We start from the raw sequence: 17,065 nt of genomic DNA, 5'->3' as shown, positions 1-17,065 counted from the left end.
GTTGCCGAATAGGCTGGCGCTGCCCACTGGTGGGTCGTGAAGGCTGCTGGCGCGTAGGGGCTGTTGTTTCTACCTGCTGTCATCTGGCATTGTGTGCGCCTAGTGTGGTCAGCCCCCCCGTATCTGGCGACGTGCGCTTCAGGCGACTGCAACGGGTTGTTCTGGATAGGAACGGCAGTTCTGGATAGGTTATTTTCCTATCCAGATCGCTCCAACCTATCCAGATCGCTCCAACCTATCCAGATCGCTCCAACCTATCCAGATCGCTCCAACCTATCCAGATCGCCATAACCTATCCGCATCGTTATGGCATATCCTCCCGGCCCATGCCCGCGGCAAGTGGGGCGCGAGGCTCTTATCGGTCAATCCTGTAGTCCTGTGTCTCGAAGCTTGGTCACCAACAGGGTTTGCGTGAAGGTGCGCGCTCGCAGGCCAGGGTCTCTTTCGTGTGAGTGCCTGGTCGGCTTTCGGGAGTGCACGAGGGACGCGCGTGGGGAAGGGGGAGTGGCGCTGAGCGTGTCTCACAACGCTTCTGGATGGATGCTTGAAAGGGTTATGCAGTGAATGATGTAGCCCACACAAACCATTATGAGGGGGTGACGGATCCCTGTGATGCGGGTGGCAAAGGGTGCTCCTGTGTGCCGGTGTCAAACTCTCGTGAGACTTATGAACTGCTCATTGTGTGAGCACTGCCGTGAGGTACTGCGATGGGGCCTCGCCGCGCTGTCCAAGCCAGTGTGAATTGCCCAGTGGTTGCGGTGATGTGCGGCCGTGGTGGGGCGTGAAAGATAAAGGTGTGGCCCGAGCCAATTGGCTCGGGCCACACCTAATCACACACAGAGAGGAAAGGCTTAGTAGGCCCCCTCGTGACGCAGGATCGCGGGGATGGTCTGAAGCACGATCCACGCGTCGAGGGTGAGGGAGCGGTGCTGGGCGTAGGAGAGGTCCAGGTGGACGGTCTCATCCCAGGAGAGGTTCGAGCGGCCGGAGATCTGCCAGAGGCCGGTGATGCCGGGGCGGACGGCGAACTTACCCATCACGCGGGGTTCGTACTGTGCGACCTCGCTGGGGAGCGGGGGGCGCGGGCCCACGAGGGACATGTCGCCACGCAGGACGTTGAATAGCTGGGGCAGCTCGTCAATCGACGTCTTGCGCAGGAAGGCTCCGATGCGCGTAATGCGCGGATCATTGGCCATTTTAAACATGATCGAATTTCCGGCGGAGGAGTCGGCCTCGTTGGCCTCCATGAGGGAGGCCTTGAGCTCTTCGGCGTCCACACGCATGGTGCGGAACTTAAACATGGTAAAAGTCTTGCCGTTGAGGCCGACGCGCTCCTGAGTGAAGAAAACGGGGCCTCCGTCGTTCAGGTGCACCATCGCGGCGACAATGATCCACAGCGGGGTCAGCAGGATAATGCCGAAAAGAGCTGCGAAAATGTCGCACATGCGCTTGATGGCGTTGTCGGCGGAGGCGGCAAGATCCGACGCGTGCTCGAATGCGTGAGCCGTGGATGCGGCTCGTGCGGTGGGCTTCGTCAATGTTGTCATCTGTGCGCCTTCCTTCAACTTCATCAAACTCAAATGCTGCATGTCGGTTAGAGGCGGAAAACCGCTCTGGACTGGGATGTCTGCTAGGCAAACGTCCCTGGTGCAACTCAGTCACCGTTAGGTGTTAACCCTAGTCTATCCACATGGTTAGCTTGGTTGCTAACCAAAAGGTTAAGTACAAGCGAAAGAGGGCTGTGATTTCGTACACCTGACGAGTTGTGCAAGTCAGACCTGAACGTTGCATGACCGGCTGGTAGCTTGCTGACACCATGGCAGAATGCGCGCAAAACCGCCGAGCGATAGACTGGTAAGCGTGTCGTGACTGGCGAACAGGTGGGCCACCACCGGGGAGCGACGCGTCGGCATCGATAGCCGCCCGCCTGGGCTAGAGGCCACTGCCAACCATCATCGGATGATCAATAGGAGAACCCCATGGATTCCCTCAATGACATGACACTTGCGCAGCTGGATCCTGAGATTCAGGCCGTTCTGGACGCCGAGCTTGGTCGCCAGCGTGACACTCTTGAGATGATCGCCTCGGAGAACTTTGTCCCGCGCGCCGTCCTCGAGGCGCAGGGCTCGGTCCTGACGAATAAGTATGCCGAGGGCTACCCGGGCCGCCGCTACTACGGTGGCTGCGAGTTCGTGGATGTCGCAGAGTCTCTCGCCATCGAACGTGCGAAGCAGGTTTTCGGCGGCGACTACGTCAACGTTCAGCCCCACGCCGGTGCGCAGGCCAATGCCGCCGCACTCATGGCTATGGCGAACGTCGGCGACCCGATCCTCGGCCTGTCGCTGGCTCACGGCGGTCACCTGACCCACGGCATGCGCCTGAACTTCTCGGGCAAGAACTACAAGGCCGTCGCCTACGAGGTTGACCGCGAGACCATGCGCATCGAGCCTGAGAAGGTCCGTGAGGCTGCCCTCGCGGAGCGTCCGCGCGTCATCATCGCCGGCTGGTCCGCCTACCCGCGTCACCTTGACTTCCAGGCCTTCCGCGACATCGCGGACGAGGTCGGCGCCGCCCTCTGGGTGGACATGGCTCACTTCGCGGGCCTCGTGGCCGCGGGGCTGCACCCGAACCCCGTCCCCTTCGCTGACGTGGTGACGACGACGGTCCACAAGACCCTGGGTGGTCCTCGTTCTGGCATGATCCTGTCCTCGCGCGGCGAGCAGTGGGGCAAGAAGCTGAACTCTTCGGTGTTCCCCGGCCAGCAGGGCGGCCCCCTCATGCATGCGATCGCTGCGAAGGCCATCGCCATGAAGGTCGCGCAGACCGACGAATTCAAGGACCGCCAGCGCCGCACCCTCGAGGGCGCGCAGATCATCGCCGAGCGCCTGGGCGCTGACGACGCGAAGAAGGCCGGCATCAAGCTGGTCACGGGCGGCACCGACGTGCACCTCGTCCTCGTTGACCTGGTTGATTCCGAGCTCAACGGTCAGCAGGCCGAGGATCTGCTGCACGAGGTCGGTATTACCGTCAACCGCAACGCCGTTCCCTTCGACCCTCGTCCGCCGGCCGTCACCTCGGGCCTGCGCATCGGCACCCCTGCCCTTGCGACGCGTGGTTTCGACGCCGAGGACTTCGCCGAGGTTGCGGACATCATTGGCACGACCCTGTCTCAGGGGGCGTCCGGCGGCAACGTTGAGGTGGACGCCCTGCGCGCCCGCGTCAAGAAGCTGACGGACAAGCACCCGCTGTACGCCGGGCTCTGATCGTGAGGGCTCCCTGGGAGGGCCCCGCCGGGGTCCTGGATGGCAAGGCGACCGCTGCCGCCATTAAGGCGGAGCTGAAGGAGCGCGTCGATCGTCTGCGCGAGGCCGGGGTTGTCCCGGGCCTCGGCACGATCCTCGTGGGCGAGGACCCCGGGTCCGTCGCCTACGTCGCCGGCAAGCACCGCGATTGCGCTGAGATCGGCGCCGAGTCGATCCGTGTGGACCTGCCGGCCGACGCGACGCAAGAACAGGTGGAGGCCGCGATCGATCAGCTCAACGCGGATCCTGCCTGCACGGGCTACATCGTGCAGCTGCCCCTGCCGCGCGGCATCGATACGAACGCCGTCCTGGAGCGTATCGACCCCGCGAAGGACGCAGACGGCCTGCATCCGATGAACCTCGGACGCCTCGTGTTGCGAGGCTCGGGGCCCATCGATTCGCCTCTGCCGTGCACGCCGCGCGCGGTCATCGAGCTCATGGAACGCCATGGGATCGACCTGGCCGGCAAGAACGTGTGTGTCATCGGTCGAGGCGTGACCGTGGGTCGTTCGATCGGCCTGCTGCTCATGCGCAAGGAAGTGAACGCGACGGTCGACGTGTGCCACACGGGCACGACCGACCTGGCTGATCACGTGCGTCGTGCGGACGTCATCGTGGCCGCGGCGGGCTCCGCGGGGATTATCACCCGCGACATGGTGGCCCCCGGTGCCATCGTCCTCGACGTCGGCGTGAGCCGCGTGCAGGGCGAGGACGGCAAGGCTCGACTGATGGGCGACGTCGCGGACGGCGTCGATGAGGTGGCCAGCTGGCTCAGCCCCAACCCCGGCGGTGTTGGCCCGATGACGCGGGCCCTCCTGGTGACGAACGTCGTCGAGGCAGCCGAACGCCAGGCGGGAATCAGCGCAAACTGACAGGCGCGCGTGGCCTCGGTCAACGTGGAGGTCGCGCGCGAACGCAGCGGAGGCGCGGTGAGGATGTCCATTCCTCGCCGCGCCTCCTCGTTCCTCTAGACTGAAGAAAACTCGCGTAAGGAGAAAACGATGACTCTGACGGTGACCACCGTGAACCTGAACGGCATCCGCGCCGCCCACAAGCGTGGATTCCTCGACTGGCTGGAGGCAAGCGATACGGATGTGCTGCTCATGCAGGAGGTGCGCGCGCCTGAGGAGATCTCTCGTGAGATCATGGGCGAGGCCTGGGAGAGCGTGTGGGTTCCCTGTCGTATCAAGGGGCGCGCGGGTATAGGCGTGGCAGTGCGACGCGGGCGCGCGGTCTTGGAAGGTGAGCCTCGCCTGATTCTCGATGAGGCCGAGACGGACGTGGATTCGGGCCGTTGGCTTGAGGCCGTCGTGCGTCCCGAGGGCGGCGACACCCCCGTGCGCGTTGTCTCCGCTTACTTCCATTCGGGCGAGAAGGATACTCCCAAGCAGGAGGCGAAGATGGCGCACCTGCCCCGCATCGGCGCGCGCATGGCTGAGCTCATCGCCGAAGAGGCTGCCGGTGGCATCTCCTCGCTCGTGTGCGGCGACTTCAACGTCGTGCGCTCGGAGGCTGACATTAAGAACTGGAAGCCGAACCACAACAAGCGCGCCGGCGTCCTCGACGAGGAGATCGCCTTCCTCAACCGGTGGGTGGAGGAGGGGTGGCGCGATACCGTGCGCGACCTGGCCGGCGATGTGCAGGGCCCCTACTCGTGGTGGTCGTGGCGTGGCCAGGCCTTCGTCAACAACGCGGGCTGGCGCATCGACTACCAGTACGCGACGCCCGCCCTGGGCGAGCGCGCGCGTTCCTTCGAGATCGGCCGCGCCGATGAGTACGCGGAGCGCTTCTCGGATCATGCGCCGGTCTCGGTGACCTACGAGATCTGACATTTCAACGACGCGGCCGTGGCCTGGGAATGCTCCCTGGGCCGCGGCCTTTCGTGTGTGTTGAGGTGCCCGTGGATGGCCGTTGCCTCCGGCGCCCGGATACCAGCGTGCGCAGGGCTGGTGGCAGGGAATCAGTGGCCGGAGGCGTCGAAGTCGAAGAGGGCCATCGAGGAATAGATGCCCGAGGGGGCGATGCGGTCCAGACGGAAACCGGGAACGATCCAGGAGGCCTCAACGGTCGCGCCGATGTCGAGTGCCATGTCCAGGGCGACGTCGTCGACGTCCTGAGCCAGCGTTACGTGAGGGTGATACGGAAAGCGCGTCTCGTGGTCCAGGGGGCCGGAGCGGATCTCCTCGGCGAGGTCCGTGCAGTCGGAGGCGCCTTCGGCCAGCGTCATGAAAGCGACGTTGGAGACGGGGCGGAAGGAATCGGTGCCCGACAGGGTGACGCGGAAGGGGGAATGCCTCGATGCGATGGAGCGCAGGTGGTCGATGACTTCGGCGCGCGCTTCTCGTGCGACGGGCGTGGGCGGCATCAGCGTGATGTGCGCGGGGATGCGTGATCCTGCAAGGTCTCCCAGGCGCAGGCGCAGGTCGGTGAGCTGCGTGACCCACGGTTCGGGGATCGCGACGACGACGCCGAGCCAGTCCTGGCCGGGGAGTCGTTGGGGGAGGAACATGGGGCCTGCCTGTGTCGCGGTTGTGGTGGCTCCACTGTACCGGGTGTCGGGGCGTGTTCGATGAGGCCGTAGCGCTTGAAGGGTGTGAGGGCGTTCACGTAGCCTTGGGGAAGTGAGACCAAGGAGGATCTTGTGACTGATCTCGTGTGGGCCGACGCCGCTACTCCCGATGAAGGGGCCGCGCAGGCCGCAGACCTGTTCCGTGACGCGTTTGGCTACGAGCCTCGGGGCGTGTGGAGCGCGCCCGGGCGCGTCAACATCATCGGCGAGCACGTGGACTACAACGGCGGTCCGTGCGTTCCGATCGCACTGCCGCACCGCGCCTACGTGGCGCTGTCGCCTCGTGAGGATCGGACGATTCGCCTGATTTCGCCGCAGACGCGCGAGGCGATCGACGTCCTCGATCTCGACGTGATCGGTCCGAAGGGAACCCCCGGCGAGGTCGCTAACCACTGGACCGCCTATCTCGCCGGTGTCGCGTGGGCCCTCGAGCAGGCTGGATATGGACCGCTGCCCGGTTTTGACGCGGCTCTGTGGTCGTGCGTGCCCCTGGGAGGTGGCCTGTCGTCGAGCGCCGCGCTCGAGTGTGCGACTGCGGTTGCCCTCGACGAAGTGGGCTCGCTGGGTCTTGCGGGCACGATCGAGGCCCCCAACGACGAGGGGCGCAAGGTGCTCGTGGATGCCGCGCGCGCCGCGGAAAACCAGGTGGCGGGCGCGAACACGGGTGGCCTGGACCAGACGGCGTCCCTGCGCTGCCGCGAGGGGCACGCGCTGGCCCTCGACTGCCGCGACATGTCGACGCGCCAGGTTCCCTTTGACCTGAGCGCGGTGGGTCTCGAGCTTCTCGTCATCGATACGCGTGCCAAGCATTCGCTGGCGGACGGCCAGTACGGGTCGCGCCGCGCGGACTGCGAGGAATCGGCGCGCATCCTGGGAGTGGGCCAGCTCGTGGACGTTGAGGATCTGGATGAGGCCACGGCCGCGCTGGGTAATGAGCGCTTGGCCGCCCGCACTCGCCACGTCGTCTCCGAAATCGCACGCACGCGCGCCTTCATTGAACTTCTCGATGAGGGGCCGCTGGAGGGCACGCGTCTGGCGGTCGCGGGCGCTCTCCTGAACGATTCGCACGACTCGCTGCGCGACGACTACGAGGTCTCCTGTGAGGAGCTGGATGTGGCCGTGGAGGCTGCCCGCGCCGCGGGCGCGCATGGTGCGCGAATGACGGGCGGTGGCTTCGGCGGAAGTGCGATCGCGCTCGTCGACGCGCACGCCGTGGAGGGTGTGGCACGAGCCGTCGCGGCCTCCTACGCGGAGCGAGGCTGGGAGCCTCCCCACTTCATCCGATCCCTCCCGGGAGCTCCCGCCGGACGCCTGGACTGAGTGATCTGTGACAAACCGAGGGGCCGGTGCTTCAGCATTTGAAGCACCGGCCCCGGCCTCGTTACACTGAGGACCAGCAGACACGAGGGAAGGACACTCCGATGGGGATCAGCAAACGAGCATGGCAGGTAGCGGGCGCGGCAGCCGGCGGTGCGAGCCTCTTTGGCGGCGGCCTGGCGATTGGACGCCTCCTGCGGCTGGATTCCCAGCGCGGTGACTACCGCAAGGCATGGGAGAACCACAACCTGGCGACCCTGGACCGCCTGCGTGAGCTCGACGAGCATCCCGAGGGTGAGCGTCCCTACCTGATCGTCTCCCTCGGCGACTCCTCCGTGCAGGGTGTGGGCGCCTCGCGCGTCACCGAGTCCTACCCGGCCTGCCTCGCCTCCTCGATCGCCGCTCAGATGGATCGCGAGGTCCTTCTGCTCAACCTGTCCCTCTCCGGGGCCACGATCGAGTCCGTGGAACTCACTCAGATCCCGCAGATGCGCGGCCTGGGCCTCCTGGACGGCCCCTACCGCCCCGACCTGGTGACGCTGACCATCGGCGGCAACGACGTCATGACCGAGGACATGGCCCCCGGCCAGTTCGAAGAGCGCCTGCGTCGAGTCCTCGCCTTCCTGCCTGCCGACGCGCTCGTCTCCACGATCCCGTCCTTCGGCATCATGCCCCAGGAAAGTCGTGCGCAGGGCATGTCCGACCGTATCGCGTTCGCCGTCTCCGACAGCGACGCGCACCTTGTCGACCTGCGTTCCCTCACCCAGGAATACTCCCTGCCGACCTACACGTTCGCCTACCACGCTGCGGACTTCTTCCACCCGAATTCGGCGGCGTACACCAAGTGGGCCCAGCTCTTCGCAGACGCGTGGGCCACGTCTCGACGTGAGGCAGCCCCCGTCGTCGAGGATGCCCCCCAGTGGGACATGCTCTCGGCGCGGGTGGCACAATCGGAGTATGACGACTGACGGACCGTGGCTCGTCGTCGGGTTGGGTAACCCCGGCGCACAGTATGCCTTCACCCGACACAACGTTGGGTACTTGACCCTCGACGTGCTCGCCTCGCGCGGCGGCGCGACCCTGACCTCGCACCGCTCGCGCACGCACACCGCCGATGTCCGCTTAGGGATCGGCCCCGGCGGCGTGCCTGGACCCCGCGTGATTCTCGCGCGTTCCGACAGCTACATGAACACCTCCGGCGGTCCGATCAGCGCGCTCGCCACCTTCCACAAGATCGACCCCTCGCGCATCCTCGTCATCCACGACGACATGGACCTGCCTGCGCACACGCTGCGCCTCAAGGTCGGCGGCGGAGAGGGCGGTCATAATGGCCTGAAGTCCCTCAGCCAGCACCTGGGCACGCGCGACTACGCGCGCCTGCGCATCGGCGTGGGCCGCCCGCCGGGGCGCATGGACCCCGCCGACTACGTGCTCGCCACCCTGCCCTCCAAGGAACGCTCCGAATGGGACGTGACCTTTGAGCAGGCCGCCGACGTCGTCGAAGACATCGTGACCAAGGGATTTGCTCCCACCCAGATGGCCCTGCACACCGGGTCCTGATCGAGGCGGCGCCCCTGGGCGTCGCCGCGCACTCTCACCGCGAAAGGCAGCGCGTGCTACTCACCGGACTTCTCCCGGACATCACCACCGATCCCGCGATCGAGACGGCCATCGACTCCGTCGAAGCCGGCCGTTCCGGCACGATTGTCGCGCCCGTCGGCATCCGTCCACCCCTCCTTGCGGCCGTCGCCTCCCGCGCGGCCACGCCCCTCGTCGTCCTCACGGCCACCGGGCGCGACGCTGAATCGCTGACTAACGCCCTGGCCTCGTGGATCCCGGGCGTGGCCATGCTGCCCGCGTGGGAGACCCTGCCCCACGAGCGCCTCTCGCCCCAGGTCGATACGATGGCGCGCCGCATCGCCGTCCTGCGCCGCCTCGTCCACCCGATCACGGGAGACGACAGCGCCGGGCCGATGTCGGTCCTCGTCGTCCCCATCCGCGCCTTCCTCCAGCCGATCATTTCCGGCCTGGCGGACCTCGAACCCGTGCGCGTGCGCACCGGCGACATTCTCGACCTCACCGAGACCACGAACCGCCTGGCCGAGCTGGGCTACGAGCGCGTCGACATGGTCGAAGGCCGCGGCCAGATGAGCGTGCGCGGCGGCATCCTCGACGTCTTCCCGCCCCAGGAACCCCACCCCCTGCGCGTGGAGCTGTGGGGGGACGAGGTCGACGACATCCGTGCCTTCTCCGTCTCCGACCAGCGAACCCTCGGCGAGGCCGCCGACGGCCTGTGGGCCGTCCCCTGCCGCGAGCTTCTCCTCACCCAGGCCGTACGTGCCCAGGCCCGCGAGGCCGCCGACCGCCTGCCCGGCGCCGCCGAGATGCTTAGCCTCGCTGCCGAGGGAATCGCCGCCCCCGGCATCGAATCCCTGGCTCCGATCCTCGTGGGCGGCATGGAATCCCTCCTCGACCTGCTGCCCGCGGGTTCGCCGATCCTCGCCTCCGACCCCGAACGCATCCGTGCCCGCGCCGCCGACCTCGTCGCCACGACCGAGGAATTCCTCGCCGCCGCGTGGAGCGCCGCCGCCGGGGGAGCCGACACCCCGCTCGAGGCCTCCAAGGCCTCGTTCCTTGACCTGGCAGACCTGTGGGGGAGCGGGAAGCGCCCCTGGTGGGAGCTCACCGACCTGCCGCCCGCCGACCTCGCCTCGGCGATCGACGAGGCCGAGGCCGACTCGCCCTCTACGGACGGCCCCGCGCCCGTCGTCGTCTCGCCCACCCTCATGCGCGTGGGTGCCCGCGATGTGCACCCCTACCGCGGAGACTTCGCCCGAGCCGCCGCCGACCTCACCGACCTGGCCCGCGACGGCTGGCGCATCGTCGTCACCACCGAAGGGCCCGGCCCGGGCAGACGCATCCGCTCCATCCTCACCGACGCCTCGTGCCCGGCCGCGCTCGCGGACAACGTGGAAGCGCGCCCCGACGCCGGCCTCGTGACCATTACGACGGCGCAGGCCGGCGTCGGCTTCGTCGCTCCCCACCTGAAGGTCGCGATCCTCACCGAAGGAGACCTCACTGGGCGCGCGGGTGCATCCACGCGCGACATGCGCCGCATGCCCTCGCGCAGGCGCAAGGGCGTCGACCCGCTGACCCTGCACCCCGGGGACTACATCGTCCACGACCAGCACGGCATCGGACGCTTCATCGAGCTCGTCTCCCGCACGATCGGGCGCGGGGACGCCGCCTCGACGCGCGACTACCTGGTCATCGAATACGCGCCCTCCAAGCGCGGACAGCCCGCCGACCGGCTCTTCGTGCCCACCGACGCGCTGGACCAGATCTCGAAGTACACCGGATCCGACGAACCCTCCCTGACCAAGATGGGCGGCGCCGACTGGGCCAAGACCAAGGCCCGCGCCAAGAAAGCCGTCAACGAGGTCGCCAAGGAACTCATCCGCCTGTACGCCGTGCGCCAGCAGACCAAGGGCCACGCCTTCGGCCCCGACACGCCCTGGCAGCGCGAACTCGAGGACGCCTTCCCATACGTTGAGACCCCCGACCAGCTCGTCACCATCGACGAGGTCAAGGCCGACATGGAAAAGCCCGTTCCCATGGACCGCCTGCTCACCGGCGACGTCGGCTACGGCAAGACCGAGATCGCCGTGCGCGCCGCCTTCAAGGCCATCCAGGACGGCTACCAGGCCGCCGTCCTCGTGCCCACGACCCTGCTGGTCACCCAGCACGCGGAAACCTTCGCCGAGCGCTACGCCGGCTTCCCCGTGCGCATTGGCACGCTCTCGCGCTTCTCGACCCCGAAGGAAACCGAGGAGGTCAAGGCGGGGCTGGCCTCGGGCGAGGTTGACCTGGTCATCGGCACACATTCGCTGCTGACCGGCACCGTTTCGTTCAAGAAGCTCGGCCTCGTCATCATCGATGAGGAGCAGCGCTTCGGCGTTGAGCACAAGGAGACGCTCAAGGCGCTGCGTACCGACGTGGATGTCCTGTCGATGTCCGCCACGCCGATCCCGCGCACGCTCGAGATGGCGATCTCCGGAATCCGTGAGATGTCGATCCTCCAGACCCCGCCCGAGGAGCGACAACCGGTCCTGACTTTCGTCGGCGCCTACACGGATGCCCAGGTCAGCGCCGCGATCCGACGCGAGCTCCTGCGCGACGGCCAGGTCTTCTACGTGCACAATCGCGTCGACTCGATCTCTTCGGTCGCCGCCCATATCACCGAGCTGGTTCCCGAGGCGCGCGTGCGCACGGCCCACGGAAAGATGAACGAGCACCAGCTCGAGGCCGTCATTCAGGACTTCTGGAACCACGAGTTCGACGTGCTCGTGTGTACGACCATCGTCGAGACGGGCCTGGACATTTCCAACGCGAATACGCTCATCGTGGATCGCGCCGACACCTTCGGCCTGTCTCAGCTCCACCAGCTGCGCGGGCGCGTCGGACGAGGCCGCGAACGCGCCTACGCGTACTTCTTCTACCCCGGCGACAAGGCGCTCACCGAGACCGCCCACGAGCGCCTCAAGACGATCGCCGCCAACACCGAGCTGGGAGCCGGCCTAGCCGTCGCTCAGCGCGACCTCGAGATCCGAGGCGCCGGAAACCTCCTGGGAGGGGCACAGTCCGGCCACGTCGAGGGGGTCGGTTTTGACCTCTACGTGCGGATGGTCTCAGACGCGGTTGCCGCCTATCGAGGCGACGCCCCCACCGAAAAGACGGACGTGCGTATGGACCTGCAGGTCGACGCGCACATTCCCGACGGCTACGTGCGCGGAGAGCGCCTGCGCCTCGAGGTCTATGCCAAGATCGCGGCCATCTCCACGCCCGAACAGGAAGCCGATGTGCGCGAGGAACTCGTCGACCGATACGGTCCCATCCCGCCCCAGGTCGACCTGCTCTTCGCCGTCGCACGGCTGCGCGAGATCGTGCGCCGCGCGGGGATCACCGAGATCGTCACGCAGGGCAAGTACCTGCGAGTCTCGCCCGTCGAGCTGCGCGATTCCCAGGTCATGCGCCTCAAGCGTCTGCACCCCGGAACGGTCATCAAAGCCGCGGTTCGCCAGGTTCTCGTGCCGCTACCGCTCACCTCGCGAGTCGGCGGGTCCCCGCTCACCGACGGCCCGCTCCTGGAGTGGGTGGAGACTCTGGTGACCAAGATTCTCGTGCCTTTTGGCGAGTAGTGCCTGTGGTGGAATACACTGGTCCTATTGCGTCGCAACACATCTGAGGAAGGAATGCTCGTGCGCTACACACGCCAGCTCGCCACCGCCGCCCTGATTGTGGCCGCAGGACTGGGAATGGGGGCGTGCTCCGCCCATCCCGGCGCTGCCATCATCACCAACAATGGCGACTACAGCATCGCGGAAGTTGACGAGGCCGTGAGCCAGATTGCCGCAGTGACGGGCGGGCAGTCCTCCATCGGCGCGTATCAGGTGCGCGCCAGCCTCATGAACGAACCGCAGCTCGTCGCAGTGGCCGACTCAGTGGGCATCAGTGTGACCGACGAGCAGGTCGACCAGGCTATCGAGCAGATTGCGGCGCAGACCGGTGCTCAGGTGCCCGCAATCGGGCGCGGCACGCGCGCGACCGTGCGTTCCCTGCTCCTGAATCAGCAGCTCAACCAGGTCGCTCAGGTGAACCCGGGGGCTGTGTCAGCCATGAACGAGGCCTTCGAGCAGGCCCGCACCGCAGCGAACGCGCAGATCAACCCGCGTTTCTCCCAGCCGACCCTGGGTGGAGGCCAGGCGCCGACCATGCCCCTCTTTGGTGACGCCGTATCTGGAGCCAAGGACGATCCCACGGCAGCGCTCCTGGGTGGCAGCGCCCAGTGAGCCTTGTGAGTATTCGCTCACAGCGCCTCCGGCAGGGACTAATGTCGCTTGTCCGGGCGCACAACCGGGGTTGGAAGCCCCAAAAACCACAACGTCCCCCTCGCCGGGGGTGACCACATATGGCGGTCCGTATTACCGTTGTACTGACCGCTTCCACGCAACAACATCGATTGGAGAATGACGTGGCAGTTATTGAAGGCATTGGTGCACGCGAGATCCTCGACTCGCGCGGTAACCCGACCGTTGAGGTTGAGGTCGTCCTCGAGGACGGCACCGCTGCGCGCGCGTCCGTTCCCTCCGGCGCGTCCACCGGCGCGTTCGAGGCCGTCGAGCGTCGCGATGGCGACAAGGGCCGCTACCTCGGCAAGGGCGTCCAGGACGCCGTTGACGCCGTCGTCGAGCAGATCGCCCCCGAGCTCATCGGCGAGGAAGCTGACGATCAGCGCTACATCGACCAGGCCATGCTGGACCTGGACGGTACCCCCAACAAGGGCAAGCTCGGCGCGAACGCCATCCTCGGCGTCTCCCTCGCCGTCGCCAAGGCTGCCGCGAAGTACGCGGACCTGCCCCTCTACAAGTACCTGGGCGGCCCGAACGCTCACGTCCTGCCCGTCCCTATGATGAACATCCTCAACGGTGGCTCCCACGCGGACTCCAACGTTGACATCCAGGAGTTCATGATCGCCCCCATCGGCGCTCCCTCCTTCCGTGAGGCTCTGCGCTGGGGCGCCGAGGTCTACCACACGCTCAAGGGCGTCGTGAAGGAGCGCGGGCTGTCCACCGGTCTGGGCGACGAGGGCGGCTTCGCCCCCAACCTGGACTCCAACGCCGAGGCCCTCGACCTGATCGTCTCCGCGATCGAGAAGGCAGGCCTGAAGCCGGGCGAGGACGTCGCCCTGGCCCTGGACGTTGCCTCCTCCGAGTTCTTCAAGGACGGCCTGTACCAGTTCGAGGGCGAAGGCCGCTCGACCGACTACATGGTGGAGTACTACGAGAAGCTCATCTCGAACTACCCGCTGGTCTCCATTGAGGACCCGCTGTCCGAGGACGAGTGGGATGCCTGGAAGGCCCTGACCTCCGAGATCGGTGGCCGCGTCCAGCTGGTCGGCGACGACCTGTTCGTCACCAACCCCGCCCGCCTGAAGAAGGGCATCGAGCTGGGCGCCGCGAACGCGCTGCTCGTCAAGGTGAACCAGATCGGTTCGCTGACCGAGACCCTCGACGCCGTCGAGGAAGCGCACCGCAACGGCTACCGTTCGATGACCTCGCACCGCTCCGGCGAGACCGAGGACACCACGATCGCCGACCTGGCCGTCGCCACCAACTCCGGCCAGATCAAGACCGGTGCTCCCGCTCGTTCCGAGCGCGTCGCCAAGTACAACCAGCTGCTGCGCATCGAGGAGCAGCTGGGCGAGGCCGGCGTTTACGCCGGCCGCTCTGCCTTCCCTCGCTTCAAGTGAGCCTAGGCAACTAGCCGCATAGCTCCGCGCGGGCCCGTAAGGGTCCGCGCGGAGTTTTTCGGCGTGGGGCTGAGCCAAAGACGTCAACTTAGGGCACGATAGAAGAATGGCTAGCCGTCGTCCTTCTTCTCGCCCCTCTTCGCATCGTCGCTCCTCCGCTTCGGAGGCAGCGCGTACGACGCGTGAGATCAACGCGGAAAAGTCGCGCCAGCGCAGGGCGGCCGCGAAGGCTTCGAAGTCCTCGAAGGGGGCCGAGGCCTCGGCGAAGCGCCAGAAGTCGGCGCGGGGAGCGCAGAAGAATGAGGGGGCAAAGCGCAGCTTTTTCCGCAGGAATAAGGGCGCTGAGAAGGGCACGTCGCGCACTTCGTTTGTGCGCCCCGCCGCGGAGGGCTCTTCGGTTCTGTCCATCGGTGGCCTTGACGTGTCCACCCGACTTCTTGTCGTCCTGATCGTCGCCGCGATTCTGTCGGTCATGCTGGTGCCCAGCCTCTACCAGTGGTGGCAGCAGGAGCGTGAACTCGCGCAGATTAAGACGCAGGTCGCCGAGCAACAGCAGATGAATGCCGACATGCAGCGTCAGCTCGACCTGTGGAATGACCCCGACTACATCTCCACGCAGGCGCGCGAGCGCCTCGGATTCGTTCGCCCCGGTGAGACCCAATACACGGTGGTGGATCCGGGGCCGCAATACCAGGACTCGGCGCTGGCGGCCGCAGCTGCATCCACTGGACCGGCGCGCCCGTGGGTACAGCAGCTCGGTATCCTAGTGGGGAAGGCGGACCAGCCGCCGAGCGCGACGCCTATCCCGTCGGCTGAGACCAGCCAGTCGGGCCATGCCCCCACCACCAGCCAAGAAAGCGGAGAATGAGCCTCGTTAACACCACCGACGCCACTGAAGAGGACCTGGAGGTCCTGCGTTCCCAGCTGGGCCGCGTGCCCCGAGGGGTCGTTGGTATCGCCGCGCGCTGCGTGTGCGGTCGGCCTACGGTCGTGGCCACCGCGCCGCGCCTACCTGACGGGACGCCGTTCCCCACGACCTACTACCTGACGCACCCGGCGGCAGTGAAGGGTGCTTCCACCCTTGAGGCCGAGCACGTCATGGAGACCCTCAACGAGGACCTCGCCGCTGATGAGGAGCTGCGCGCCGCCTATGCGCGTGCCCACGAGGCCTACATTCAGGCGCGCCTGACCCTGGGCGAAGTCCCGGAGATTTCGGGCGTGAGCGCCGGCGGAATGCCCACGCGCGTCAAGTGCCTGCATGCCCTCGTCGGCCATTCTCTGGCTGCCGGCCCCGGCGTGAATCCGATCGGGGACCGAGCGCTCGCGATGCTCGACGAGCGTGGCCTGTTCTCCACCTCCCGTTGCTCCTGCTGAGCGCTTTTTGCCCGTTCCCGCCCCGGCCTCGTCCGGGACTCACCCCCGTAGAAACGAAGCGATGACCCGCGTAGCTGCCATTGACTGTGGAACCAATTCGATCCGACTGCTTGTCGCCGATGGACATATCGGCGAGGACGGCCGCCCTCACCTTTGCGATCTGACCCGCCAGATGCGCATCGTGCGCCTGGGGCAGGGCGTGGATGCGCGCGGCTACCTGGACCCCGCGGCGATCGAGCGCACGGTGGAGGCCGTGGTCGAGTACCAGCGCATGATTGAGGCCCTGGGCGCGACGAGCACTCGTTTCGTGGCGACCTCCGCCACCCGAGATGCGTCCAACAGCGCGGACTTCGTGCGCCAGATCAAGGCCATCATCGGTGTGGAGCCCGAGGTCGTCGTCGGCACGGAGGAGGCTTCCCTGTCCTTCAACGGCGCGGTGAGCGGCCTGGGCGAGGCCGTGACCGCCCCGATGCTGGTCGTCGACATCGGCGGCGGGTCGACGGAGCTGGTGCTGGGTGCGACCCGCGTCGAACAGGCGATTTCGATCGACATGGGCGCCGTGCGCGTCACCGAGAAGTTCTTCTCCCACGTGGATCCGGCAGGCGGAGTGCCCGTCGAGGACCAGGAGCGTGCGATCGCCTGGATCGATGAGCAGCTGGACGGCGCGGAAAAGTCCGTGGACCTGGCACGTGTGCGCTCCCTCGTGGGCGTCGCGGGCACGGTGACCACCCTGACCGCCCAGGCACTGGGGCTCACCTCCTACCAGCCCGAGCGCATCCACGGTGCCCGCCTGAGCGCCGCCCAGTTCGAGGAAGCCGTGCGCTTCATGGTCGATCAGCCGACCTCCGTGAAGGCCTCCCTGGGCTTCATGCCCGAGGGACGCGAGGACGTCATCGCGGCGGGCGCGCTCATCTGGAGCCGCATCGTCACGCGCGTTCTGGCGCGCGCCGAGGCAGCCGGGCACCCGATCGAGCAGGTCATCACCTCCGAGCACGACATCCTCGACGGCATCGCACAGGCGATGATCTGAGCGGAGCTTGAGGCGCACGCCAGCCTCCCGTAGGCTGGACGTGCGCGTGCACGCCCCCGTGGCCCAATTGGCAGAGGCAACCGACTTAAAATCGGTGTGTTGTGGGTTCGAGTCCCACCGGGGGTACAGACCAGCGGTGTCATCGACGAGGCCGTGGCCAGTTC

General features: G+C 66.7%; 14 protein-coding genes, 1 tRNA gene and 1 riboswitch. Of the genes, 13 read left to right on the top strand and 2 right to left on the bottom strand.

Annotation, left to right across the window (positions count from 1 at the left end; all coding sequences use genetic code 11):
• Positions 1 to 851 precede the first annotated feature (851 nt).
• Positions 852 to 1,547 carry a sugar transferase gene (locus ACTODO_RS00935; RefSeq protein WP_034511755.1) on the bottom strand — a complete coding sequence of 232 codons (696 nt, stop codon included), beginning with the start codon at positions 1,545 to 1,547 and terminating at the stop codon, positions 852 to 854.
• Positions 1,548 to 1,855: 308 nt separating this feature from the next.
• A riboswitch (ZMP/ZTP riboswitch) is annotated at positions 1,856 to 1,940 on the top strand.
• Between the two features lie 39 nt (positions 1,941 to 1,979).
• Here ACTODO_RS00935 and glyA point away from each other — a divergent pair.
• The 3 genes from glyA to ACTODO_RS00920 all read left to right on the top strand — a co-directional run bounded on the left by glyA (position 1,980) and on the right by ACTODO_RS00920 (position 5,131).
• The gene (gene glyA, locus ACTODO_RS00930; RefSeq protein WP_003790334.1) at positions 1,980 to 3,263 is read left to right on the top strand and encodes a serine hydroxymethyltransferase; all 1,284 of its coding nucleotides are present in this window, start codon (positions 1,980 to 1,982) and stop codon (positions 3,261 to 3,263) included.
• 2 nt (positions 3,264 to 3,265) lie between these two features.
• The gene (locus ACTODO_RS00925; RefSeq protein WP_003790333.1) at positions 3,266 to 4,174 is read left to right on the top strand and encodes a bifunctional methylenetetrahydrofolate dehydrogenase/methenyltetrahydrofolate cyclohydrolase; all 909 of its coding nucleotides are present in this window, start codon (positions 3,266 to 3,268) and stop codon (positions 4,172 to 4,174) included.
• Positions 4,175 to 4,303: 129 nt separating this feature from the next.
• Positions 4,304 to 5,131 carry an exodeoxyribonuclease III gene (locus tag ACTODO_RS00920; protein ID WP_003790330.1) on the top strand — a complete coding sequence of 276 codons (828 nt, stop codon included), beginning with the start codon at positions 4,304 to 4,306 and terminating at the stop codon, positions 5,129 to 5,131.
• A 131-nt stretch (positions 5,132 to 5,262) separates the two neighbouring features.
• Here ACTODO_RS00920 and ACTODO_RS00915 read toward each other — a convergent pair whose 3' ends face one another.
• Positions 5,263 to 5,811, bottom strand: a complete 549-nt coding sequence (locus tag ACTODO_RS00915; RefSeq protein WP_003790328.1) for a 2'-5' RNA ligase family protein — start codon at positions 5,809 to 5,811, stop codon at positions 5,263 to 5,265.
• Between the two features lie 132 nt (positions 5,812 to 5,943).
• On the opposite strand from ACTODO_RS00915, the gene galK reads away from it, so the two are divergent.
• The 10 genes from galK (at position 5,944) to ACTODO_RS00865 (ending at position 17,027) form a co-directional block, all read left to right on the top strand.
• The gene (gene galK / locus ACTODO_RS00910; RefSeq protein WP_003790326.1) at positions 5,944 to 7,191 is read left to right on the top strand and encodes a galactokinase; all 1,248 of its coding nucleotides are present in this window, start codon (positions 5,944 to 5,946) and stop codon (positions 7,189 to 7,191) included.
• Between the two features lie 101 nt (positions 7,192 to 7,292).
• Complete coding sequence (locus ACTODO_RS00905; protein ID WP_003790324.1) at positions 7,293 to 8,156, top strand: SGNH/GDSL hydrolase family protein; 864 nt, start codon at positions 7,293 to 7,295, stop codon at positions 8,154 to 8,156.
• Complete coding sequence (gene pth, locus ACTODO_RS00900; RefSeq protein WP_003790322.1) at positions 8,146 to 8,748, top strand: aminoacyl-tRNA hydrolase; 603 nt, start codon at positions 8,146 to 8,148, stop codon at positions 8,746 to 8,748. Before ACTODO_RS00905 ends, pth begins: the two co-directional genes overlap by 11 nt.
• A gap of 53 nt (positions 8,749 to 8,801) precedes the next feature.
• Positions 8,802 to 12,386, top strand: coding sequence for a transcription-repair coupling factor (gene mfd / locus ACTODO_RS00895; RefSeq protein ID WP_003790321.1), 3,585 nt, complete (start codon positions 8,802 to 8,804; stop codon positions 12,384 to 12,386).
• A 54-nt stretch (positions 12,387 to 12,440) separates the two neighbouring features.
• Complete coding sequence (locus tag ACTODO_RS00890; protein WP_003790319.1) at positions 12,441 to 13,037, top strand: hypothetical protein; 597 nt, start codon at positions 12,441 to 12,443, stop codon at positions 13,035 to 13,037.
• Positions 13,038 to 13,219: 182 nt separating this feature from the next.
• Positions 13,220 to 14,497, top strand: coding sequence for a phosphopyruvate hydratase (gene eno / locus ACTODO_RS00885; RefSeq protein WP_034511751.1), 1,278 nt, complete (start codon positions 13,220 to 13,222; stop codon positions 14,495 to 14,497).
• Positions 14,498 to 14,603: 106 nt separating this feature from the next.
• Positions 14,604 to 15,365, top strand: a complete 762-nt coding sequence (locus ACTODO_RS00880; protein WP_003790312.1) for an FtsB family cell division protein — start codon at positions 14,604 to 14,606, stop codon at positions 15,363 to 15,365.
• Complete coding sequence (locus ACTODO_RS00875) at positions 15,362 to 15,871, top strand: DUF501 domain-containing protein (protein ID WP_003790308.1); 510 nt, start codon at positions 15,362 to 15,364, stop codon at positions 15,869 to 15,871. The genes ACTODO_RS00880 and ACTODO_RS00875 overlap by 4 nt, the downstream gene beginning before the upstream one ends.
• A gap of 61 nt (positions 15,872 to 15,932) precedes the next feature.
• Positions 15,933 to 16,901 carry a Ppx/GppA phosphatase family protein gene (locus ACTODO_RS00870; protein ID WP_003790305.1) on the top strand — a complete coding sequence of 323 codons (969 nt, stop codon included), beginning with the start codon at positions 15,933 to 15,935 and terminating at the stop codon, positions 16,899 to 16,901.
• A gap of 52 nt (positions 16,902 to 16,953) precedes the next feature.
• A tRNA-Leu gene (locus tag ACTODO_RS00865) sits at positions 16,954 to 17,027 on the top strand.
• Positions 17,028 to 17,065: the final 38 nt, after the last annotated feature.

The sequence above is a fragment of the Schaalia dentiphila ATCC 17982 genome (genome assembly GCF_000154225.1).
Lineage (GTDB): Bacteria > Actinomycetota > Actinomycetes > Actinomycetales > Actinomycetaceae > Pauljensenia > Pauljensenia dentiphila.
This window is presented reverse-complemented; position numbering and strand designations above follow the sequence as displayed.